The organism is Streptomyces laurentii (assembly GCF_040635425.1).
GTDB classification, from domain to species: Bacteria; Actinomycetota; Actinomycetes; order Streptomycetales; family Streptomycetaceae; genus Streptomyces; species Streptomyces laurentii.
The window spans coordinates 36,469-57,527 of sequence record NZ_JBEYHT010000042.1 but is presented as its reverse complement, the minus strand read 5'-3'; the positions used below and the strand labels follow the sequence as shown (position 1 = coordinate 57,527).

23 protein-coding genes and 5 tRNA genes are annotated in these 21,059 nt (G+C 71.4%); 22 read left to right on the top strand and 6 right to left on the bottom strand.

Features of this window, described 5'->3' with window-relative positions:
* Positions 1 to 121 precede the first annotated feature (121 nt).
* The 9 genes from ABZ693_RS24075 to ABZ693_RS24035 all read left to right on the top strand — a co-directional run bounded on the left by ABZ693_RS24075 (position 122) and on the right by ABZ693_RS24035 (position 4,196).
* Entirely contained in the window at positions 122 to 346 is a 225-nt protein-coding gene (locus ABZ693_RS24075) for a hypothetical protein (RefSeq protein WP_359880815.1), read from the top strand.
* A 116-nt stretch (positions 347 to 462) separates the two neighbouring features.
* A complete protein-coding gene (locus tag ABZ693_RS24070; RefSeq protein ID WP_359880813.1) occupies positions 463 to 1,248 on the top strand; it encodes a fumarylacetoacetate hydrolase family protein in 786 nt (261 codons plus the stop codon).
* The gene (gltX, locus tag ABZ693_RS24065; RefSeq protein ID WP_359880810.1) at positions 1,241 to 2,716 is read left to right on the top strand and encodes a glutamate--tRNA ligase; all 1,476 of its coding nucleotides are present in this window, start codon (positions 1,241 to 1,243) and stop codon (positions 2,714 to 2,716) included. Before ABZ693_RS24070 ends, gltX begins: the two co-directional genes overlap by 8 nt.
* Before the next feature lie 133 nt (positions 2,717 to 2,849).
* A complete protein-coding gene (locus ABZ693_RS24060; protein WP_359880807.1) occupies positions 2,850 to 3,572 on the top strand; it encodes an HAD family hydrolase in 723 nt (240 codons plus the stop codon).
* 96 nt (positions 3,573 to 3,668) lie between these two features.
* Positions 3,669 to 3,740, top strand: a tRNA-Gln gene (locus tag ABZ693_RS24055).
* A gap of 40 nt (positions 3,741 to 3,780) precedes the next feature.
* A tRNA-Glu gene (locus ABZ693_RS24050) sits at positions 3,781 to 3,853 on the top strand.
* Positions 3,854 to 3,914: 61 nt separating this feature from the next.
* A tRNA-Glu gene (locus ABZ693_RS24045) sits at positions 3,915 to 3,990 on the top strand.
* An 18-nt stretch (positions 3,991 to 4,008) separates the two neighbouring features.
* Positions 4,009 to 4,080, top strand: a tRNA-Gln gene (locus tag ABZ693_RS24040).
* A gap of 43 nt (positions 4,081 to 4,123) precedes the next feature.
* Positions 4,124 to 4,196, top strand: a tRNA-Glu gene (locus ABZ693_RS24035).
* 171 nt (positions 4,197 to 4,367) lie between these two features.
* Here the strand turns inward: ABZ693_RS24035 and ndgR are convergent.
* Positions 4,368 to 5,084 carry an IclR family transcriptional regulator NdgR gene (gene ndgR, locus ABZ693_RS24030; RefSeq protein ID WP_128977462.1) on the bottom strand — a complete coding sequence of 239 codons (717 nt, stop codon included), beginning with the start codon at positions 5,082 to 5,084 and terminating at the stop codon, positions 4,368 to 4,370.
* Positions 5,085 to 5,224: 140 nt separating this feature from the next.
* On the opposite strand from ndgR, the gene leuC reads away from it, so the two are divergent.
* From leuC to ABZ693_RS24010, 4 genes are all read left to right on the top strand, one after another.
* Complete coding sequence (gene leuC / locus ABZ693_RS24025; protein ID WP_359880805.1) at positions 5,225 to 6,649, top strand: 3-isopropylmalate dehydratase large subunit; 1,425 nt, start codon at positions 5,225 to 5,227, stop codon at positions 6,647 to 6,649.
* Positions 6,650 to 6,655: 6 nt separating this feature from the next.
* A complete protein-coding gene (leuD, locus tag ABZ693_RS24020; protein WP_359880802.1) occupies positions 6,656 to 7,249 on the top strand; it encodes a 3-isopropylmalate dehydratase small subunit in 594 nt (197 codons plus the stop codon).
* A 104-nt stretch (positions 7,250 to 7,353) separates the two neighbouring features.
* Positions 7,354 to 7,581, top strand: coding sequence for an SCO5555 family protein (locus tag ABZ693_RS24015; RefSeq protein ID WP_359880799.1), 228 nt, complete (start codon positions 7,354 to 7,356; stop codon positions 7,579 to 7,581).
* Positions 7,582 to 7,724: 143 nt separating this feature from the next.
* Positions 7,725 to 8,396: an HU family DNA-binding protein gene (locus tag ABZ693_RS24010; protein WP_359880795.1), complete on the top strand. Its 672-nt coding sequence runs from the start codon at positions 7,725 to 7,727 to the stop codon at positions 8,394 to 8,396.
* A gap of 92 nt (positions 8,397 to 8,488) precedes the next feature.
* Here ABZ693_RS24010 and ABZ693_RS24005 read toward each other — a convergent pair whose 3' ends face one another.
* On the bottom strand, positions 8,489 to 8,692 hold the full coding sequence (locus ABZ693_RS24005; protein ID WP_359880792.1) for a hypothetical protein: 204 nt from the start codon (positions 8,690 to 8,692) through the stop codon (positions 8,489 to 8,491).
* Positions 8,693 to 8,702: 10 nt separating this feature from the next.
* A complete protein-coding gene (cofC, locus tag ABZ693_RS24000) occupies positions 8,703 to 9,386 on the bottom strand; it encodes a 2-phospho-L-lactate guanylyltransferase (RefSeq protein WP_359880789.1) in 684 nt (227 codons plus the stop codon).
* 120 nt (positions 9,387 to 9,506) lie between these two features.
* On the opposite strand from cofC, the gene ABZ693_RS23995 reads away from it, so the two are divergent.
* From ABZ693_RS23995 to ABZ693_RS23985, 3 genes are all read left to right on the top strand, one after another.
* Complete coding sequence (locus ABZ693_RS23995) at positions 9,507 to 10,259, top strand: lysophospholipid acyltransferase family protein (protein ID WP_359880786.1); 753 nt, start codon at positions 9,507 to 9,509, stop codon at positions 10,257 to 10,259.
* Positions 10,256 to 11,257, top strand: a complete 1,002-nt coding sequence (locus ABZ693_RS23990; protein ID WP_359880785.1) for an NAD(P)H-dependent glycerol-3-phosphate dehydrogenase — start codon at positions 10,256 to 10,258, stop codon at positions 11,255 to 11,257. Before ABZ693_RS23995 ends, ABZ693_RS23990 begins: the two co-directional genes overlap by 4 nt.
* Positions 11,258 to 11,420: 163 nt before the next feature.
* Positions 11,421 to 12,560 (top strand): D-alanine--D-alanine ligase family protein, encoded by a 1,140-nt coding sequence (locus ABZ693_RS23985; RefSeq protein WP_359880782.1) that lies wholly within the window; start codon positions 11,421 to 11,423, stop codon positions 12,558 to 12,560.
* Between the two features lie 43 nt (positions 12,561 to 12,603).
* Here the strand turns inward: ABZ693_RS23985 and ABZ693_RS23980 are convergent, their stop codons facing one another.
* Together ABZ693_RS23980 and ABZ693_RS23975 are read right to left on the bottom strand one after the other, a co-directional pair.
* The gene (locus tag ABZ693_RS23980; RefSeq protein WP_359880842.1) at positions 12,604 to 13,092 is read right to left on the bottom strand and encodes a DUF3515 domain-containing protein; all 489 of its coding nucleotides are present in this window, start codon (positions 13,090 to 13,092) and stop codon (positions 12,604 to 12,606) included.
* A 23-nt stretch (positions 13,093 to 13,115) separates the two neighbouring features.
* Positions 13,116 to 13,349: an Lrp/AsnC ligand binding domain-containing protein gene (locus tag ABZ693_RS23975; RefSeq protein WP_359880779.1), complete on the bottom strand. Its 234-nt coding sequence runs from the start codon at positions 13,347 to 13,349 to the stop codon at positions 13,116 to 13,118.
* Between the two features lie 233 nt (positions 13,350 to 13,582).
* Here ABZ693_RS23975 and ABZ693_RS23970 point away from each other — a divergent pair, with 233 nt between their 5' ends.
* Together ABZ693_RS23970 and thiD are read left to right on the top strand one after the other, a co-directional pair.
* Positions 13,583 to 14,545, top strand: a complete 963-nt coding sequence (locus ABZ693_RS23970; protein WP_359880776.1) for a thiamine-phosphate kinase — start codon at positions 13,583 to 13,585, stop codon at positions 14,543 to 14,545.
* Positions 14,542 to 15,378, top strand: coding sequence for a bifunctional hydroxymethylpyrimidine kinase/phosphomethylpyrimidine kinase (thiD, locus tag ABZ693_RS23965; RefSeq protein ID WP_359880773.1), 837 nt, complete (start codon positions 14,542 to 14,544; stop codon positions 15,376 to 15,378). Before ABZ693_RS23970 ends, thiD begins: the two co-directional genes overlap by 4 nt.
* 113 nt (positions 15,379 to 15,491) lie before the next feature.
* On the opposite strand, the gene rpmB is transcribed toward thiD, so the two are convergent.
* Positions 15,492 to 15,677: a 50S ribosomal protein L28 gene (rpmB, locus tag ABZ693_RS23960; protein WP_003957616.1), complete on the bottom strand. Its 186-nt coding sequence runs from the start codon at positions 15,675 to 15,677 to the stop codon at positions 15,492 to 15,494.
* Between the two features lie 237 nt (positions 15,678 to 15,914).
* Between rpmB and ABZ693_RS23955 the strand changes: the two genes are divergently transcribed.
* The 4 genes from ABZ693_RS23955 (at position 15,915) to coaD (ending at position 20,975) form a co-directional block, all read left to right on the top strand.
* Complete coding sequence (locus ABZ693_RS23955; RefSeq protein WP_359880770.1) at positions 15,915 to 17,504, top strand: DAK2 domain-containing protein; 1,590 nt, start codon at positions 15,915 to 15,917, stop codon at positions 17,502 to 17,504.
* 52 nt (positions 17,505 to 17,556) lie between these two features.
* Complete coding sequence (recG, locus tag ABZ693_RS23950) at positions 17,557 to 19,797, top strand: ATP-dependent DNA helicase RecG (RefSeq protein ID WP_359880768.1); 2,241 nt, start codon at positions 17,557 to 17,559, stop codon at positions 19,795 to 19,797.
* Between the two features lie 90 nt (positions 19,798 to 19,887).
* Complete coding sequence (gene rsmD, locus ABZ693_RS23945) at positions 19,888 to 20,469, top strand: 16S rRNA (guanine(966)-N(2))-methyltransferase RsmD (RefSeq protein WP_359880765.1); 582 nt, start codon at positions 19,888 to 19,890, stop codon at positions 20,467 to 20,469.
* A gap of 26 nt (positions 20,470 to 20,495) precedes the next feature.
* A complete protein-coding gene (coaD, locus tag ABZ693_RS23940) occupies positions 20,496 to 20,975 on the top strand; it encodes a pantetheine-phosphate adenylyltransferase (RefSeq protein ID WP_359880840.1) in 480 nt (159 codons plus the stop codon).
* Positions 20,976 to 21,059: the final 84 nt, after the last annotated feature.

The following is a 21,059-nucleotide window of genomic DNA, read 5'->3' as shown; positions in this document are numbered from 1 at the left end:
GTTGGATCGGCCATGCATTCGAAGGGAATTGCATGTTTAGCCTGACGCTTTACAGAATGGGCAGCACGTCCGACGCGCCCATGAGGGCGCCCCCCGCCGCAGACAAAGGTCCGAGATCGCGATGAAGACGACGACGCAGCCGACGCAGCCGACGCCCGTACTCCCCGTCAACACGGCCAACCCCCGCCGCTCGACGCTCGCCCACCTCGAGGACGCGGCGCAGCTGAGCCGGGGCGCCCAGCCCGAGTACAACGCCACCCTGCCCGAGCGGACCGCGAACCCCCGCCGCACGATCCTCATGACGGCGCCCGCGCCGTACGTGCCCGCGTACCTGGCCGCCGAATAGTCGTCCGGCAGCCTCCGGCAGCCGTCCGGCGGACAAATCCGCCGGTCCGCCCCTCGCCGCGCGTTAGCCTGGAGCGTCAGACTCCAGCCAGTACCAAGTGAGGGGCGACAGCACTCGTGCGCATCGCCAGATTCTCCATCGACGGCAATGTCGCCTTCGGCGCGGTCGAGGGCGAGGGAACCGTCGAGGGCGGCGGCCTGGTCCTCGACATCATCAAGGGCATCCCGTACACGGACTTCGAGCTCAGCGGCACCAAGGTCCCGCTCAGCAAGGTCCGGCTCCTGCCGCCCGTGCTCCCCAACAAGGTCGTGGCCATCGGCCGCAACTACGCGGAGCACGCCAAGGAAATGGGCAACGAGGTCCCCGAGGTCCCGGTGGCCTTCTTCAAGCCCACCACCTCCGTGATCGGCCCCGGCGACGCCATCGAGTACCCCTCCTTCTCCAACGAGCTGCACCACGAGGCCGAACTGGCCGTGGTCATCGGCCGCATGTGCCGTGAAGTGCCCCGCGAGCGCGTCAAGGACGTCGTCTTCGGCTACACCTGCGCCAACGACGTCACCGCCCGCGACGTCCAGAAGCGCGAGGCCCAGTGGTCCCGCGCGAAGGGCTTCGACACCTCCTGCCCGCTGGGGCCCTGGGTGGAGACCGAACTCGACCCGAGCGACCTGGCCATCCAGGCCACGGTCAACGGCGAACAACGCCAGCTCGGTCGTACGAGCGACATGATCCGCTCCATCGAGGACCTGGTCGTCCACATCACCGAGGCCATGACGCTGCTCCCCGGCGACGTCATCCTCACCGGCACTCCCGCCGGGGTCGGCCCCCTCAACGTCGGCGACGAGGTCGCCGTCACCATCGAAGGCATCGGCACTCTCACCAATAGGGTGATCAAGCGTGGCTAACGCCCACATCCGCGTCCGTTTCTGTCCCTCCCCGACCGGCAACCCCCACGTCGGCCTGGTCCGCACCGCCCTGTTCAACTGGGCCTTCGCCCGGCACAACCAGGGCACCATGGTCTTCCGTATCGAGGACACCGACGCGGCCCGCGACTCCGAGGAGTCGTACAACCAGCTGCTCGACTCGCTGCGCTGGCTCGGTCTGGACTGGGACGAGGGCCCCGAGGTCGGCGGTCCGCACCCGCCGTACCGGCAGTCCCAGCGGATGGACATCTACAAGGACGTGGCCGAGAAGCTGCTCGCCGGCGGCTACGCGTACCACTGCTACTGCACCGCCACCGAGCTGGACGAGCGCCGCGAGGCCGCCCGCGCCGCCGGCCGCCCCTCCGGCTACGACGGCCACTGCCGCGACCTGACCGCCGAGCAGATCGCCCAGTACAAGGCCGAGGGCCGCGAGGCCATCGTCCGCTTCCGGATGCCGGACGAGACGATCACCTTCACCGACCTCGTCCGCGGCGAGCTCACCTTCACCCCGGAGAACGTCCCGGACTACGGCATCGTGCGCGCCAACGGCGCCCCGCTGTACACCCTGGTCAACCCGGTCGACGACGCCCTGATGGAGATCACCCACGTCCTGCGCGGCGAGGACCTGCTCTCCTCCACCCCGCGCCAGATCGCGCTGTACAAGGCGCTGATGGAGCTGGGCGTCGCCAAGGAGATCCCGGCCTTCGGTCACCTCCCGTACGTCATGGGCGAGGGCAACAAGAAGCTCTCCAAGCGCGACCCGCAGTCCGCCCTCAACCTCTACCGGGAGCGCGGCTTCCTCCCCGAGGGCCTGCTCAACTACCTGTCGCTGCTCGGCTGGTCCTTCTCCGCCGACCGCGACCTCTTCACCCTCGCCGAGATGGTGGAGAAGTTCGACATCGCGGACGTCAACGCCAACCCGGCCCGCTTCGACCTCAAGAAGGCCGAGTCCATCAACGCGGACCACATCCGCATGCTGGACGTGAAGGACTTCGCCGCGGCCTGCGAGCCCTGGCTGCGGGCCCCGCACGCCCCCTGGGCGCCGGAGGACTTCGATCAGGCCGCCTGGGAGGCCATCGCGCCGTACGCCCAGACCCGGCTCACCGTCCTGTCGGAGATCACGGCCAACGTCGACTTCCTGTTCCTCGCGGAGCCGGTCTTCGACCAGGCCTCGTGGGACAAGGCGATGAAGGGCGAGCCCGCCGCGCTCCTCACCACCGCGCGCGAGAAGCTCGCGGCGGCCGACTGGAACGACGCCGAGGCGCTGAAGAACGCCGTCCTGGCCGCCGGCGAGGCCCACGGCCTCAAGCTCGGCAAGGCCCAGGCCCCGGTCCGTGTCGCCGTCACCGGCCGCACGGTCGGTCTGCCGCTCTTCGAGTCGCTGCAGATCCTGGGCCAGGACAAGGCCCTGGCGCGCATCGACGCGGCCCTGGCCAAGCTCGCCGCGTAAGCGGCCCCGCTTTCCGCCCTCGGGGGCGGCACCCGGAACACCCCGGGTGCCGCCCCCGAGGCGTTGCCGTCCCGGCCCCCCCGCGATGACTGTTCCCCGGCCTGATCGCCGCCCCCGGGGTACCGTCGATGCCATGGCCATCCGCGCGGTGCTCTGGGACATCGACGACACGCTCTTCGACTACGCGCGCGCCGACCGCGCCGGGATGCGCGCGCATCTCACGGCCGAGGGGCTGGCCGGCGGGTACGCGTCCGTGGAGCAGGCGCTCGGGCGCTGGAAGGAACTCACGGTGCTGCACTGGCGGCGCTTCGAGGCCGGCGGGGTGGACTTCCTGGAGCAGCGCCGCGAGCGGGTGCGGGACTTCCTGGAGGAGCCCGGGATGACCCGGGAGGCGGCCGACGGCTGGTTCGAGCGGTACGTGGCCCACTACGAGGCCGCGTGGGAGCTGTTCCCGGACGCCGTCCCCGCCCTCGACGTGCTGGCCGGCGACTACCGGCACGGGGTCCTGTCGAACTCCAGCATCCTCAACCAGGACCACAAGCTGCGCGCCCTGGGCGTACGGGACCGGTTCGAGGCCGTCCTCTGCGCGGCCGAGCTGGGCGTGGCCAAGCCGGCCGCCGAGGCCTTCCACGCGGCCTGCACGGCCCTGGGGCTCGCGCCGGGGGAGGTGGCGTACGTCGGTGACCAGCCCGACATCGACGCCCGCGGCGCGACCGAGGCGGGGCTGCTCGGCATCTGGCTGGATCGCGCCGGCGGCGGCGGGCGGCCCGAGCTGCACCGGATCACCGGCCTCGGCCAGCTCCCCGGGGTGCTGCGGGGGGATACCCGTTTTGGAGCACCGGGAACCATCGGGTAATGTTCTTCTTGTCGCCGAGGGGGACAGGGCCGAAAGGCCGAAAGCCCCTGAAGCGGAAGCCGAGCAAGGCCCCTTCTCGAAGGGATCAAGTTCCGGTGGCCTATGGTGTAATTGGCAGCACGACTGATTCTGGTTCAGTTAGTCTTGGTTCGAGTCCAGGTAGGCCAGCTCGCAGAGCTCATCTGCAACCGTGGATGGCATCCACAAAGCCCCCGTTGTGTAGCGGCCTAGCACGCCGCCCTCTCAAGGCGGTAGCGCCGGTTCGAATCCGGTCGGGGGTACAGATCCTTCCCGCAGGGTCACTTGGGTAGCTCCCGGTGATACTGATGCAGGATCGCTAGGGCCCCCGTTGTGTAGCGGCCTAGCACGCCGCCCTCTCAAGGCGGTAGCGCCGGTTCGAATCCGGTCGGGGGTACCAACTGGTCTTCTCCACCAGTGGCCTATGGTGTAATTGGCAGCACGACTGATTCTGGTTCAGTTAGTCTTGGTTCGAGTCCAGGTAGGCCAGCGCAGTAAACATCATGCGACTCTGTCACGTGATCATAGTTCTTGCCCCCGTTGTGTAGCGGCCTAGCACGCCGCCCTCTCAAGGCGGTAGCGCCGGTTCGAATCCGGTCGGGGGTACGAGCAAGGAAGCCCTTCCCTTCGGGGGAGGGCTTCCTTCGTTGTGTTCTGCCGACTGCCGACTGCCGACTGTTGTGCGGGACCGCGCGAACAACTCCGGCCCACCGCTGCGGCGTTGGAGCGGTGGGCCGGATACGTACGAGGTCGGAGGGACGGGGGAGAGGGTCCGCGTCAGCCGTTGCGGCGCAGGGCCTCGGTGAGGCGCGCGGCGGCGTCGATGACCGCCTGGGCGTGCATCCGGCCCGGGTGGCGGGTCAGGCGCTCGATCGGGCCCGACACCGACACGGCGGCCACCACGCGGTTCGAGGGGCCGCGTACGGGCGCGGAGACGGACGCGACGCCCGGCTCGCGCTCGCCGATCGACTGGGCCCAGCCGCGGCGCCGGACGCCCGACAGGGCCGTCGCCGTGAAGCGCGCCCCCTGCAGACCCCGGTGCAGCCGCTCCGGCTCCTCCCAGGCCATCAGGATCTGCGCCGACGAACCGGCCTTCATCGTCAGCGTGGAGCCGACCGGGACGGTGTCCCGAAGACCGGACAGCCGCTCGGCGGCCGCCACACAGATCCGCATGTCGCCCTGGCGCCGGTAGAGCTGAGCGCTCTCGCCGGTCACGTCGCGCAGATGCGTCAGCACCGGTCCGGCGGTCGCGAGCAGCCGGTCCTCGCCGGCCGCCGCGGCCAGCTCCGCGAGCCGCGGGCCGAGGATGAACCGGCCCTGCATGTCGCGGGCGACCATCCGGTGGTGTTCCAGTGCCACGGCCAGTCGGTGTGCCGTGGGTCGTGCGAGTCCCGTCGCCGCGACCAGACCTGCGAGGGTGGCCGGACCGGACTCCAGGGCGCTCAGGACAAGGGCTGCCTTGTCGAGAACGCCTACGCCGCTAGAGTTGTCCATGAAACGATACTCTCGTCTCACTCTGTGAAACGCAAGTTCAATTTTCCCCGAGACCCGTCACTCTGGTGAAGCGGTCGCACGACGGACCGCGCAACGGGTCTCTAGTGCTGCCGGCGTGACCGCCGGCCGGAGGGAAAGCGATGGGTAGGACACTCGCGGAGAAGGTCTGGGACGACCATGTCGTCCGGCGCGCCGAAGGCGAGCCCGATCTCCTCTTCATCGATCTTCACCTGCTGCACGAGGTGACCAGCCCCCAGGCGTTCGACGGGCTGCGGCTCGGCGGCCGACAGGTGCGCAGGCTCGACCTGACCCTGGCCACCGAGGACCACAACACCCCCACCCTCGACATCGACAAGCCGATCGCCGACCCGGTCTCCCGCGCCCAGTTGGAGACCCTGCGCAAGAACTGCGCCGAGTTCGGCGTCCGGCTGCACCCGCTCGGCGACATCGAGCAGGGCGTCGTCCACGTGGTGGGACCGCAGCTGGGGCTGACCCAGCCGGGCACCACGGTGGTCTGCGGCGACTCGCACACCTCCACCCACGGCGCCTTCGGCGCGCTGGCGTTCGGCATCGGCACCAGCCAGGTCGAGCACGTCCTCGCCACCCAGACGCTGCCGCTGGCCCGGCCCCGGACCATGGCCATCACGGTCGACGGCGAACTGCCGGCGGACGTCACCGCCAAGGACCTGATCCTGGCGGTCATCGCGAAGATCGGCACCGGCGGCGGCCAGGGGTACGTCCTGGAATACCGCGGCTCCGCCATCGAGAAACTCTCGATGGAGTCCCGGATGACCATCTGCAACATGTCCATCGAGGCCGGCGCCCGCGCGGGCATGATCGCCCCCGACGAGACCACCTTCGCCTACCTCAAGGGCCGCGCCCACGCTCCCGAGGGCGAGGACTGGGACGCCGCCGTCGCGTACTGGAAGACCCTGCGCACCGACGAGGACGCGGTCTTCGACGCCGAGGTCGTCATCGACGCCGCCGAGCTGGCACCGTTCGTCACCTGGGGCACCAACCCCGGCCAGGGCGCCCCGCTTTCGGCGCACGTCCCCGACCCGGCTTCGTACGAAGACGCATCGGAGCGCCTCGCCGCCGAAAAGGCCCTGGAATACATGGGGTTGACCGCCGGGCAGCCGCTGCGCGCCATCGAGGTCGACACCGTCTTCGTAGGCTCCTGCACCAACGGCCGCATCGAGGACCTGCGCAACGCCGCCGAGCTCCTCAAGGGCCGCAAGGTCGCCGACGGCGTCCGCATGCTGGTGGTCCCCGGCTCCGTCCGGGTCGCCCTGCAGGCCGTCGAGGAGGGCCTGGACCGGGTCTTCAAGGAGGCCGGCGCCGAATGGCGGCACGCGGGCTGCTCGATGTGCCTGGGCATGAACCCCGACCAACTGGCCCCCGGCGAGCGCTCCGCGTCCACCTCCAACCGCAACTTCGAGGGCCGGCAGGGCAAGGGCGGCCGCACCCACCTGGTCTCCCCCCAGGTCGCCGCCGCCACCGCCGTCCTCGGTCACCTGGCCTCCCCGGCCGACCTGTCCGACGTCGTCACTCCCGCGGGGGTCTGAGGAGTCATGGAAGCTTTCACCACGCACACCGGCCGCGCCGTCCCGCTGCGCCGCGGCAACGTCGACACCGACCAGATCATCCCCGCGCACTGGCTCAAGAAGGTCACCCGCGACGGCTTCGAGGACGGCCTCTTCGAGGCCTGGCGCAAGGACCCGGAGTTCGTCCTGAACCGCCCCGAGCGGGAGGGTGCCACCGTCCTGGTGGCCGGACCCGACTTCGGCACCGGCTCCTCCCGTGAGCACGCCGTCTGGGCGCTGCAGAACTACGGCTTCAAGACCGTGATCTCCGCCCGGTTCGCCGACATCTTCCGCGGCAACTCGCTGAAGAACGGCCTGCTCACCGTGGTCCTGCCGCAGTCCGTCGTGGACGCCCTGTGGGAGCTGACCGAGGCCGACCCGGCCGCCGAGATCACCGTCGACCTGCAGGCCCGCAAGGTCCTCGCCGCCGGGATCGACGCCGACTTCGAGCTCGACGAGAACGCCCGCTGGCGGCTCCTGAACGGCCTCGACGACATCAGCCTCACCCTTCAGAACGAAGCGGACATCGCCGCCTACGAGGCCTCCAGGCCGGCCTTCAAGCCCCGTACAATTACGGTCTGAGCAGCGCGTTTCCGGTACTGCGCCCTCCACCACCCGGTGGGGGGCGCAGTCGCTTGTTGAGCCCCAGTCGGGCGACAACTCGCCCCAGATGGCACAATCGGTGCATGGAACGCGACAGCCAACTCGAGCTCTACGAGGCCGTCGCCGCCCGATTGAAGGAAGCGCACACAAGAGTGCGCGCACTGCAAGTCCCGGAGGGCGTAAGGATGGCGCTGTCCCGGAAGCTGCTGGTCGTCACGGCCGCGGCGAAGCACGATCTCGCGGACGCGGCAACGCGTCTGGACCGGTTGATGAAGGACCTCGACGAGGGCCGATTCCCTGAAGGCGACTGACACCCGGAACTCCGCAACGGAACTTCCGCGTTGCGGCACTAGGGTGATTAGACCGTTTCGTGTTTGATTTGCGGTATATACATGCCTAACGTGCGAAAAAGCTTGAACACTTTCGTTCGGGCAGAGTCTCCGAAGGGGAAGACGTGAACAAGGCGCAGCTCGTAGAAGCGATTGCCGACAAGTTGGGCGGTCGCCAGCAGGCCGCCGAAGCCGTCGACCACGTGCTCGACGCCATCGTGCGCGCCGTGGTCTCCGGCGACCGCGTGTCGGTCACCGGGTTCGGGTCGTTCGAGAAGGTCGACCGTCCCGCCCGCTACGCCCGCAACCCGCAGACGGGTGAGCGCGTCCGGGTCAAGAAGACCTCCGTGCCCCGCTTCCGCGCGGGTCAGGGCTTCAAGGACCTGGTCAGCGGCTCGAAGAAGCTCCCCAAGGGCGGCGAGGTCTCCGTCAAGAAGGCCCCCAAGGGCAGCCTGACCGGTGGCGCCTCCGCCACCGTGAAGAAGGCCGCCGCGAAGAAGGCCAGCGCCAAGAAGGCCGCCGCGAAGAAGACCACGGCCGCCAAGAAGACGACCGCGGTCAAGAAGACCACGGCCGCCAAGAAGACCACGGCGGTCAAGAAGACCACCGCCGCGGCGAAGAAGGCCACCACGGCCGCCAAGAAGGCGACCCCGGCCAAGAAGGCCACCACGGCCGCGAAGAAGGCCACCGCCGCCAAGAAGACGGCCCCGGCCAAGAAGGCCACCGCGAAGAAGGCGCCCGCCAAGAAGACGACGGCGCGCAAGACCACCGCGAAGAAGGCCGCCGCGAAGAAGTAAGCCGCGACGGCGAGAGCGCTCACACGCCGGGCCGGGCTCCCTGACCAGGAGCCCGGCCCGCGGTGCGTCCCAGGCCCCCCGGGAGCCCGGGATCAGAACGTCTGCAGCGTCACCAGCGTGATCCGCGCCGACGGGCCCTCGCCCGCCGTCTCGATCCGCACCCGCTGCCCGGGCCGCAGCAGCCGCAGGCCGCCCGCCTCGAACGCCTCCGCCCCGAACTCCACCGGGGTGCCGTCGTCGAGCAGCACACTGCCGCTGCGGGTCTCGGGATCGTACGTGTACGCGGTCGCCTGCATGCCCGGCAGCCTATCCGGCCGCCCGCACCCACCGGGCCGCCGTGCGCGGGCCCACCCCCAGTGCCAGGGCCGCCGCCAGGTCCCGGCCGGTGTCCACGTCCCGGCGTACGGAATCCACCCCCGCCAGCCGGATTTCCACCGCCCCCGACGACAAATGGCGCCGCCGCGAAGCGCCCCCGAAAGCCGGTTCCAATTCCGTACCCGGACTCGCCGAGAGGAAAGTCGTGCCGATTTCGGCGGCGTCCGCGAGAAATGCCCGCGGGAATTGCCCCGCGACCGCCAGGACCCTGGCCAGCTCGGCGGGCCGCAGCGCCGGGAGATCCGCGTTCAGGGCCGCCACCCGCGCCCCCGGCCGCCCGGCCCGTACCGTACGGGCGCCGTGCGCCAGCGCGTCGTTGAGCCCGCCGCCCGGCGGATCGGGCACGATCCGCGCGCCCAGCGCCGCGAGCGACACGGCCGCGTCGGGATCGTCCGTGACGACCACCACATCCCGTACCCGGCCACAGGCCAGCGCCGCCGCCACCGTGTCCTCGGCGAAGGCCAGCGCCAACCGCCCCCGCAGCGGGCCCCCCACGGCCGCCGCCAGCCGGCTCTTGGCCCGTGCCAGCGGCTTCAGCGGGACGACCAGGGACCAGGAACGTTCCTCCGCACCGCCGAAGTGACCACCCGACCGGTCGTCCGCGTAGGTCTTCATCCCACCCATTCTGTATTCTTCCCGCTCGCGAAACGCCAAGGCCCCGGGGCGTACGGTGTCCTAGGCCAGCAGCGGGGAGGCCCCTGACCCCCGCGCGTCCGTCCGGAGAAAGGTGTCCGAGTGTCCCGCCGCAGAATCGGCTTCTGGTACCGCCTGGCGGCGGTCATCGCCAAACCCCCGCTGGTGGTGTTCTTCAAGCGGGACTGGCGGGGTATGGAACACATCCCGGCCGACGGCGGCTTCATCACCGCGGTGAACCACAACTCGTACCTGGATCCGCTGTCCTACGCGCACTACCAGTACAACACCGGCCGGGTGCCCCGTTTCCTGGCCAAGGCCGGCCTCTTCAAGGGCTCGTTCGTCGGCGCGATCCTGCGCGGCACCGGCCAGATCCCGGTCTACCGCGAGACCACCGACGCCCTGGACGCGTTCCGTTCCGCCGTCGACGCCATCGAACGCGGCGAGTGCGTCGCGTTCTACCCCGAGGGCACCCTGACCCGCGACCCCGAGATGTGGCCGATGGCCGGCAAGACCGGCGCCGCCCGGGTCGCGCTGCTCACCAAGGCGCCCGTCATCCCGGTCGCCCAGTGGGGCGCCAACCTCGCGATGCCGCCGTACGCCAAGGAGAACAAGCTCCGGCTGTGGCCCCGCAAGACCCTGATCGTGCAGGCCGGTCCGCCGGTCGACCTGTCCCGCTTCCACGACCTCGAACCGACGCCCGAGGTGCTCCGCCAGGTCACCGAGGAGATCATGGCGGCCATCACCCGGATCCTCGAGGAGGTCCGCGGCGAGAAGGCCCCCGCCGAGGTGTACGACCACCGCAAGGCGCGGCAGGAACAGCGCCGCAAGGCCGCAGAGGAAGGCAAGAAGTGACCAAGGCAGCCGTCTTCGGCAACGGATCCTGGGGTACCGCCTTCGCGATGGTGCTCGCCGACGCGGGCTGCGAGGTGAGCCTCTGGGGCCGCCGTCCCGCCCTCGCCGAGACCATCAACACCACCGGGACCAACCCCGACTACCTGCCCGGGATCGAACTCCCCAAGGGCATCACGGCCACCGCCGACCCGGCCGAGGCCGCCCGCGACGCCGACTTCACCGTCCTCGTCGTGCCCTCCCAGACGCTGCGCGAGAACCTCGCCGCCTGGACCCCGCTGCTCGCCCCCGGCACCGTCCTCGTCTCCCTGATGAAGGGCATCGAACTCGGCACCGCCAAGCGGATGAGCGAGGTCATCCGCGAGGTCGCCGGCGTCCCGGAGGAGCGCGTCGCCGTCCTCACCGGCCCCAACCTGGCCCTGGAGGTCGCCGCCCGGCAGCCCGCCGCCGCCGTCGCCGCCTGCGCCGACGAGGACGTCGCCCGGCGCCTCCAGGCCGCCTGCATGACCCCGTACTTCCGCCCGTACACCAACACCGACGTCGTCGGCTGCGAACTCGGCGGCGCCGTCAAGAACGTCATCGGGCTCGCCGTCGGCATCGCCGACGGCATGGGCCTCGGCGACAACTCCAAGGCCACGCTCATCACCCGCGGCCTCGCCGAGACCACCCGCCTCGGCCTCGCCATGGGCGCCGACCCGCTGACCTTCTCCGGACTCGCGGGCCTCGGCGACCTGGTGGCCACCTGCTCCTCGCCGCTCTCCCGGAACCACACCTTCGGCACCAACCTCGGCCGCGGGATGACCCTCCAGGAGACCATCGCGGCCACCAAGCAGACCGCGGAGGGCGTCAAGTCCTGCGAATCCGTGCTCGATCTGGGCCGCCGGCACGGCGTCGACATGCCCATCACCGAGACGGTCGTGTCGATCGTGCACGAGGGCAAGCCGCCGGTCGTGGCGCTTCAGGAACTGATGTCGCGCAGCGCCAAGCCGGAACGCCGCTGACACGAAGCCGCGGAGCCGTTCCGGTGCCGCCGAATCGAATCGGCGGCACCGGAACGGCTCCGGCGTGCCACGTCCCACCAGGTCCGGCCCACTGCGCCGTACGAGCGCGACGGCCAGCGGGGCGCTCAGGAGTTCGGACACCGCAAGGTACGCTCGACGCGATATGAGCGAGAACACCCAGAGCCCCCGCAAGCCGCGCGTCGCCGTCGTCTTCGGCGGACGCAGCTCCGAGCACGCCATCTCCGTCCTCACCGCCGGCGCCGTCCTGCGCGCCATCGACCGGGACGTCTACGACGTGCTGCCCATCGGCATCACGCAGGAGGGGCGCTGGGCGCTGACCGCCGACGCTCCCGAGCGGATGGCCATCGACGGCCGCACCCTGCCGGACGTCGACGCCCTCGCCGAGTCCGGGACCGGCGGCGTGGTCCTGCCCGTCGACCCGGCCAGCCGCGAGGTCGTCCTGCACGAGCCCGGCAGCCTGCCGCAGGTCCTCGGCGAGGTCGACGTCGTCTTCCCCGTGCTGCACGGCCCGTACGGCGAGGACGGCACCCTCCAGGGCCTCCTGGAGCTCTCCGGCATCCCCTACGTCGGCGCGGGCGTCCTCGCCTCCGCCGTCGGCCAGGACAAGGAGTACATGAAGCGCGTCTTCACCTCCTTCGGCCTGCGCGTCGGCCCGTACGTCACGGTCCGCCCGCGCGAGTGGGACCAGAACCCGAACGCCGCCCGCAAGAAGATCGTGGAGTTCGCCGCCGACCACGGCTGGCCGCTTTTCGTGAAGCCGGCCCGCGGCGGTTCGTCCGTCGGCATCACCAAGGTCGACGACCTCTCCGGCCTCGACGAGGCCGTCGAGGAGGCCCGCCGGCACGACCCGAAGATCATCGTCGAGGCGCTGGTGCGCGGCCGCGAGATCGAGTGCGGCGTCCTGGAGTTCGAGGACGGCCCGCGCGCGAGCCTGCCCGCCGAGATCCCGCCGGTCACCGACCACGACTTCTACGACTTCGAGGCCAAGTACATCGACTCGGCCTCCGGCATCGTGCCCGCGCCGATCGGCGACAAGGCCATCGCCGAGGTCCAGCGGCTCGCCGTCGAGGCCTACGAGGCCGTGTCCTGCGAGGGCCTGGTGCGCGCCGACTTCTTCCTCACGGAGGAAGGCGACTTCGTCATCAACGAGATCAACACCATGCCCGGCTTCACGCCCATCTCCATGTACCCGCGCATGTGGCAGGAGAGCGGCGTCAGCTACCCGGAGCTCGTCAGCCGCCTCGTCCAGGCCGCGCTGAACCGTTCCACCGGCCTGCGCTAGAACGCCGGAAGCGTTCCGACGGCTCGCGGCCGTCCGGTCTGTCTCACAGACTGGACGGCACGGCCTTCTTCACCGGGGCGGCGAGATCCACGAGCGGACCCACGTCGTGCGCGTACCGCTCGTCCAGCGACACCTCCACGTACGCCTTGCGGTACGTGGTGGTGAACCGGGGACCGTCCCCCTCGCGCGGCTCGTACATCCAGTTCACGCCGTCCGCCTCGACGGCCCGCGCCTGCGGATCGCTCATCTTTTCGGGCCGGACGACCCCGCAGCGCAGTACGATCGCCCCGTCCCCCCACGCGGCGGTCAGCTCGGACTCGGGTTCGGTCCCGGTCCGGCCCAGCCCCGCCACGGTGTCGGGCAGCTCCTTCGCCAGGGCGCGGCAGACGGCCGCCTCGGCCGGCGGCGGAGCGGGAACCGCGACCGAACCCGAGTCCGACGCGGAACAGCCCGCGACCGTGAGCAGCAGGACGGCGCCCGCCACGGAAGCGGCGGCGCGGACGGGCAGGCCGAAAGGCCGGTGAGAAGACATCACCGGCCAAGGGTAGACGGGGGCTAGATATGCACGACCGGGCAGGTGAGGGTGCGCGTGATGCCTTCCACTTGCTGGACCTTGGCGACCACCATGCGGCCCAGCTCGTCGACGGTGTCGGCCTGTGCGCGGACGATCACGTCGTACGGTCCGGTCACGTCCTCTGCCTGGATCACCCCCGACATCTTGCCGATGACCTCGGCGACGGACTGGGCCTTGCCCACTTCGGTCTGAATAAGGATGTACGCCTGTACCACGGAACCTCCACGGCGGCCTTGAGGATCTTGTGGGAGAAAGAGACGCCACGGTACCGCGTCGTCGCGGAACGAGGGGAGACCTCCGGGTCCGGAGGCGCCCCGGGTGTGGCGTACACACATGACAAGTTGACGGTCTACTTGAAGGTATCCAACACGGTGACGGCCCGCGACCCGCACGGCGAGAAGCGGCACGGCGCGGCGGCGGCCGGCACGACGACACGAGGTGAATCGCGGTGAAGGGCACAGTCGGAGAGCTGGGCGAGTTCGGGCTCATCAGGGAACTCACCTCCCGGCTCACCACCACCCCCGCGGTGCGGATCGGACCCGGCGACGACGCCGCCGTGGTCTCCGCCCCCGACCGGAGAGTGGTCGCCAGCACGGACATCCTGCTCGAAGGACGCCACTTCCGCCGCGACTGGTCGACGGCGTACGACGTGGGCCGCAAGGCCGCGGCGCAGAACCTCGCCGACATCGCCGCCATGGGCGCGGTGCCCACCGCGCTGCTGCTCGGCCTGGTCGTCCCCGCCGAACTCCCCGTCACCTGGCCCGCCGAACTCATGGACGGACTGCGCGACGAATGTCAGGTCGCGGGCGCCGCCGTGGTCGGCGGCGACGTGGTCCGCGGCGACACGATCACCGTCTCCATCACCGCCCTCGGCGACCTGCGCAACCACGAACCCGTCACCCGTGACGGCGCCCGGGCCGGCGACGTCGTCGCCTACACCGGCTGGCTCGGCTGGTCCGCCGCCGGATACGCGGTCCTCTCCCGCGGTTTCCGCTCCCCGCGCGCCTTCGTCGAGGCCCACCGCCGCCCCGAACCCCCGTACCACGCGGGCCCCGCGGCCGCCGGACTCGGCGCCACCGCCATGTGCGACGTCAGCGACGGGCTGATCGCCGACCTCGGGCACATCGCCGAGGCCAGCAAGGTCCGCATCGACCTGCGCTCCGGCCTCATCGACATCCCCAGCCAGATGCACGACATCGGCCAGGCCGTCGGCGTCGACCCGCTCCAGTGGGTGCTCACCGGGGGAGAGGACCACGCGATCGTGGCGACCTTCCCGCCCGAGGTGAAGCTGCCCGCCCGCTGGAAGGTCATCGGCTCGGTCCTCGGCCCCTCCCCGCTGCCGCACGTCACCGTGGACGGCGCGCCCTGGCACAGCACGGGCGGCTGGGACCACTTCGGCGGTACGGAGTGACCTCCGGCCCCGCCGCGACATCCGGTCCCGCCGCCCCGGCCCCGCCGCGGGTGCTCACCGTCGCCGGATCCGACTCCGGCGGCGGCGCCGGCATCCAGGCCGACCTCAAGACCATGCTCGCCCTCGGCGTCCACGGCATGAGCGTCGTGACCGCCGTCACCGCGCAGAACTCCACCGGCGTCCACGGCGCCTGGGAACTGCCCGAGGCGGCGGTGCGGGCCCAGTACCGGGCCGTCGTCGACGACATCGGCGTCCAGGCGGTCAAGACCGGGATGCTGGCGAGCGCGACGCTGGTCGAGACCGTCGCCGAACTGCTGGCCACGACCGCCGCCCCGGCGGTCGTCGACCCGGTCGGCGTCTCCAAACACGGCGACGCGCTGCTCGCCGCGACCGCCCTGGACGCCGTCCGTACCCGCCTGTTGCCCGCCGCCACCGTCGTCACCCCCAACCTGGACGAGGTGGCGCAGCTCACGGGCCTGACCGTCGAGAACGAGGACGGGATGCGGCGGGCGGCCGGCGCGATCCTCGCGTACGGACCCCGCTGGGCCCTGGTCAAGGGCGGCCATCTCGCCGCCCACGGCGGCCGGGCCGCCGATTTGCTCACCGACGGCACCGAGGAACACTGGCTGCGCGCCCCGCGGTACGGAAACCGGCACACTCACGGCACCGGCTGCACGCTCGCCTCGGCCCTGGCCTGCGGCCTCGCCCAAGGGCTCACGGTGCCGGACGCGGCGCGGGCGGCGAAGGCGTATGTGACGGGGGCCATCGCCGCCGGATTCGCGCTGGGCGCGGGCATCGGCCCGGTCGACCACGGCTGGCGTACGCGCGCGTAAGGCGGGGAACACGCTCCGCGACCGTGTCCGGGCAAGGCAAAAGGCCGGTTCACCAAGGTGAACCGGCCTCTCAAGGCAACCGCAGGGGCTGCGCTACGACACGAACGTCGCGGTTAGCGCGAGACCTTGCCGGCCTTGATGCACGAGGTGCAGACGTTGAGCCGCTTCGGCGTCCGACCGACCACGGCACGCACACGCTGGATGTTCGGGTTCCAGCGACGAGACGTACGGCGGTGCGAGTGCGAAATGTTGTTGCCGAAGCCCGGCCCCTTGCCGCAGACGTCGCAGTTGGCAGCCACGGGTCACTCCAAAGACTTCAGATTTACAGTGAAACCGGCGCACCGGAATCGGATCAGTGATCTGAAGTGGTTTGCCGGGGAATGGCCCGGACGATGCCGGGCAACCGAAGCAGCATACAACGACTGCTTCCGTGGAACGAAACTACCATGTCCGGCGCAGCCCCCGCCCCCGGCCCCGCGTGAGCGCCGGACTACCCTGCGGTGAACCCCCACCGCAGAGCACAGGAGGACCACGCGTTGCCCGGAGTCCCGCAGACCCTCGACGCCGAAGCGGTCCGATCCTGGTGTGCGGGGGCGCTGGCGGCGCTCGGCCGGGAACGCGCGGACATCGACGCCATCAACGTCTACCCCGTCGCGGACGGGGACACCGGCACCAACCTGTACCTGACGGTCGAGTGCGCCGCCCGCGCCGTGGACGCCGTCCCCGCCGGAGCCGGTGTGGCCGAGGTCATACGCGCCATGGCGCACGGCGCGCTGATCGGCGCCCGCGGCAACTCCGGCACCATCCTCGCCCAGCTACTGCGCGGCATGGCCGCCGTCCTCGCCGACGGGACCGGCGACGGCGACCACCTGGCCCGCGCCCTGGCCGACGCCGCCGACGCCGCCCACGCGGCCGTCGCCCACCCCGTCGAGGGCACCGTCCTCACCGTCGCCCGCGCCGCCGCCGACGCCTGCGACGGGGGAGGACACCTCACGGAGGTGGCCACACGCGCGTACGCCGGGGCACGGACGGCCCTGGACGCCACCCCCGGACAACTGGCCGCACTGCGCCGCGCCGGGGTCGTGGACGCCGGCGGACGCGGTCTGGTGACGGTCCTCGGCGCGCTCGTCGAGACCCTCACCGGCCAGGCCCCCAGCCGCCCCGCCGCCCCCGCCCACCCGCCCGTCCTGCCCGCCGACGGCTGCGTGGCGGGCGACGGCCCCGCGTACGAGGTCGTCTACCTGCTGGACGCCGACGACCGCGCCGTGGACCGGCTCCGGGCCCGGCTCGACGAGCTGGGGGAGTCCCTGGTCGTCGTCGGCGGCGACGGGCTGTGGAACGTGCACGTCCACGTCGACGACGCCGGCGCGGCCGTCGAAGCCGGTGTGGAGGCGGGACGCCCGCACCGCATCCGCGTCACCCACTTCGACACCCAGGCCGCCCCGGCCGAGCCCGCCCCGCCCGCCGGCCGCGCCGTCGTCGCCGTCGTCCCCGGCGAGGGCCTCGCCGGACTGTGCGCCGAGGCCGGCGCGACGACCCTGCTCGCCCGCCCCGGCGAGCCGCCCACCGGCGACGAACTGGCCGAGGCCATCCGCCGGACGCACGCCCACGAGGTCGTCCTGCTGCCCAACGACACCGAACTGCGCGCCGCCGCCGCGGCCGCCGCCGGCGCGGCCCGCGCGGAAGGCATCCGGGTCGCCCTCATCCCCACCCGCGCCGCCGTCCAGGGCATCGCCGCCCTCGCCGTCCACGAACCGGACCGCGACTTCGACGAGGACGTCGTCGCCATGACCGCCGCCGCCGGCGCCACCCGCTACGCCGAACTCGCCGTCGCCGAACGGCAGTCCTTCACCTCCGCCGGCGTCTGCCAGGCCGGCGACGTCCTCGGCCTCATCGAGGGCGACGTCGCCGTCATCGGCCACGACCTCACCGACACCGCCCGCACCGTCCTCGACCGCATGCTCTCGGCCGGCGGCGAACTCGTCACCCTGGTCGTCGCCGCCGACACCCCCGAGACCCTCACCCCCACCCTCGAACAGCACGTCCGCGCCGCCTACTTGGCCGTCGACACCGTCGTCTACCCGGCGGGCGAGGGCGCGCCGCCGCTGCTCATCGGAGTGGAATAGCCGCCCCCGGACCCATGGCGGTCCATGACGACTGTCAGCCGCGTGGTGTGCAATGGAGTACGTGCCCGCCCTCGACGAACCCCTGAAGAAGCTGCTCGGCGCCGCCACCGCCAAGGTGATGGCCGAGCACATGGATCTGCACACGGTCGGCGACCTGCTGCACCACTACCCACGGCGGTACGCGGAGCGCGGCGAGCTGACCACGCTCGCCGACCTGCCGCTCGACGAACACGTCACCGTCGTCGCCCAGGTCGCCGACGCGCGCGTGCACACCTTCAACCGGGGCGGGCGCGGCACCGGCCAGCGCCTGGAAGTCACCGTCACCGACGGCAGCGGCCGGATGCAGCTCGTGTTCTTCGGCCGCACCGTCCACTTCCACCAGAAGGAACTCCTGCCCGGCCGGCGCGCCATGTTCGCCGGCAAGGTCGGCGTCTTCAACCGCCGCCTCCAGCTCGCCCACCCCGAGTACAAGCTCCTCGACGCCGACAGCGGCACCGACGCCGTACGGGCCTTCGCGAGCGAACTGCTGCCGCTCTACCCGGCCTGCAAGCAGCTGGAGTCCTGGACCATCGAGCAGTCCGTCGCCATCGCCCTCGACTCCATGGCGGCCACCGAGTGGGCCGGGCTCACCGACCCGCTGCCGCCCGCCCTGCGCGAGGGCCGCGGGCTCACCGACCTGCCCGACGCCCTCGTCAAGATCCACCGCCCGCGCACCAAGGCCGACATCGCCGATGCCCGCGACCGGCTCAAGTGGGACGAGGCGTTCGTCCTCCAGGTCGCCCTCGCCCGCCGCCGGCACGCCGACACCCAGCTCCCGGCCGTCGCCCGCCGCCCCGCCCCCGACGGCCTGCTCACCGCCTTCGACGCGAAACTGCCGTTCACCCTCACCGAGGGCCAGCGCAAGGTGTCGGCCGAGATCTTCGACGACCTCGCCACCGAACACCCCATGCACCGCCTCCTCCAGGGCGAGGTCGGCTCCGGAAAGACCCTCGTCGCGCTGCGCGCCATGCTCGCCGTCGTGGACGCCGGGGGACAGGCCGCGATGCTCGCCCCCACCGAGGTCCTCGCCCAGCAGCACCACCGCTCGATCACCGAGATGATGGGCGAACTCGCCCAAGGAGGCATGCTCGGCGGCGCCGAACACGCCACCAAGGTCGTGCTCCTCACCGGCTCCATGGGCGCCGCCGCCCGCCGCCACGCCCTGCTCGACCTGGTCACCGGCGAGGCCGGCCTCGTCATCGGCACCCACGCCCTGATCGAGGACAAGGTGCAGTTCCACGACCTCGGCCTGGTCGTCGTCGACGAACAGCACCGCTTCGGCGTCGAACAGCGCGACGCGCTCCGGGGCAAGGGCAAGCAGCCCCCGCACCTGCTCGTCATGACCGCCACCCCCATCCCGCGGACCGTCGCCATGACCGTCTTCGGCGACCTGGAGACCTCCGTCCTCGACCAGCTGCCCGCCGGCCGCTCGCCCATCGCCAGCCATGTCGTCCCCGCGGCCGACAAGCCGCACTTCCTCGATCGCGCCTGGGAACGAGTCCGCGAGGAGGTCCAGGCCGGACACCAGGCGTACGTGGTGTGCCCCCGGATCGGCGACGAGGAGGACCAGAAGGGCGAGAAGGCCGGCAAGGGAGGCGGCGCCAAGAAGAAGGCGAGCCCCGAGGACGAGGCCGAGAAGCGCCCGCCGCTCGCCGTCCTCGAGGTCGCCGACCGGCTGCGCGCCGGCCCGCTCGCCGGACTCCGCGTCGAGGTCCTGCACGGCCGGATGCACCCCGACGACAAGGACGCCGTCATGCGCCGCTTCGCCGCCGGCGACGTCGACGTCCTGGTCGCCACCACCGTCATCGAGGTCGGCGTCAACGTCCCCAACGCCACCGCCATGGTGATCATGGACGCGGACCGCTTCGGCGTCTCCCAGCTCCACCAGCTCCGCGGCCGCGTCGGCCGAGGCTCGGCCCCCGGCCTGTGCCTGCTCGTCACCGAGATGCCCGAGGCGAGCCCCGCCCGGCAGCGCCTCGGCGCCGTCGCCTCCACCCTCGACGGCTTCGAGCTCTCCCGTATCGACCTCGAACAGCGCCGCGAGGGCGACGTCCTCGGCCAGGCCCAGTCCGGCGCCCGCTCCTCGCTGCGGATGCTCGCCGTCATCGACGACGAGGAGGTCATCACCGCCGCCCGCGAGGAGGCCACCGCCCTCGTCCTCGCCGACCCCGCGCTCACCGGACACCCCGAGCTGCGCACCGCGCTCGACGCGCTCGTCGACAAGGACCGGGAGGAGTACCTGGAGAAGGGCTGACCGGTGTACGCGCGCCTCTCAGCCGTCGCGGGAAGTCATAACCTATGGCGAACGCAATAGGTTATGAATCATGAAGAACGAGGACCCCAGATGACCCGCGTGATCGCCGGCACCGCCGGCGGACGACGGCTCGCCGTGCCGCCCGGCACCGGCACCCGGCCCACCTCCGACCGCGCGCGTGAGGGCCTGTTCTCCACCTGGGAGTCGTTCCACGGCGTCGACGGCGCCCGCGTCGCCGACCTGTACGCGGGCTCCGGCGCCGTCGGCCTGGAGGCGCTGTCCCGCGGCGCCTCCCACGCGCTGCTCGTCGAGGCGGACCCGCGGGCCGCCCGGACCGTACGGGACAACATCCGCTCCCTCGGCCTGCCCGGCGCCGAACTGCGCACCGGCAAGGCCGAGCAGATCGTCGCCGGACCGGCCCCGGCCGAGCCGTACGACCTGGTCTTCCTCGACCCGCCGTACGCCGTCACGGACGACGCGCTGCGCGAGATCCTGCTCACACTCCGCTCGGGGGGCTGGATCGCCGAGGACGCGCTCGTCACCGTGGAGCGCAGCACCCGGGGCGGGGAATTCGGCTGGCCGGACGGTTTCGAGCCTCTGCGGGCCCGTCGTTACGGCGAGGGAACGTTTTGGTACGGTCGCGCCGCCTCCCCGTGCGAAGCCGCACGATGACCGGATTGAAGAGCGAGGAATCCACGTTGCGCCGCGCCGTATGTCCCGGGTCGTTCGACCCCATCACCAACGGACACCTCGACATCATCGCCCGCGCCTCCAAGCTGTACGACGTGGTGCACGTCGCGGTGATGATCAACCAGTCGAAGAAGGGCCTGTTCACGGTCGACGAGCGGATCGAGCTGATCCGCGAGGTCACCGCCGACCTCGGCAACGTCGTGGTGGAGTCCTTCCACGGCCTGCTCGTGGACTTCTGCAAGCAGCGCGACATTCCCGCCATCGTCAAGGGGCTGCGGGCCGTCAGCGACTTCGACTACGAGCTGCAGATGGCCCAGATGAACAACGGGCTCTCCGGCGTCGAGACGCTGTTCGTGCCCACCAACCCCACCTACAGCTTCCTGTCGTCCTCTCTGGTCAAGGAAGTCGCGGCATGGGGCGGCGACGTCTCCCACCTGGTGCCCCCGCAGGTGCTCGGCCGGCTCGGCGAACGACTGCGCGAACGCTGACCCGAGGCCACCGCGGCTGACGCCCCGGCACCCGGTGCCGGGCACGGTCCGACTGGGCTTACAGTCGGACCGTCCGTCTCCAAT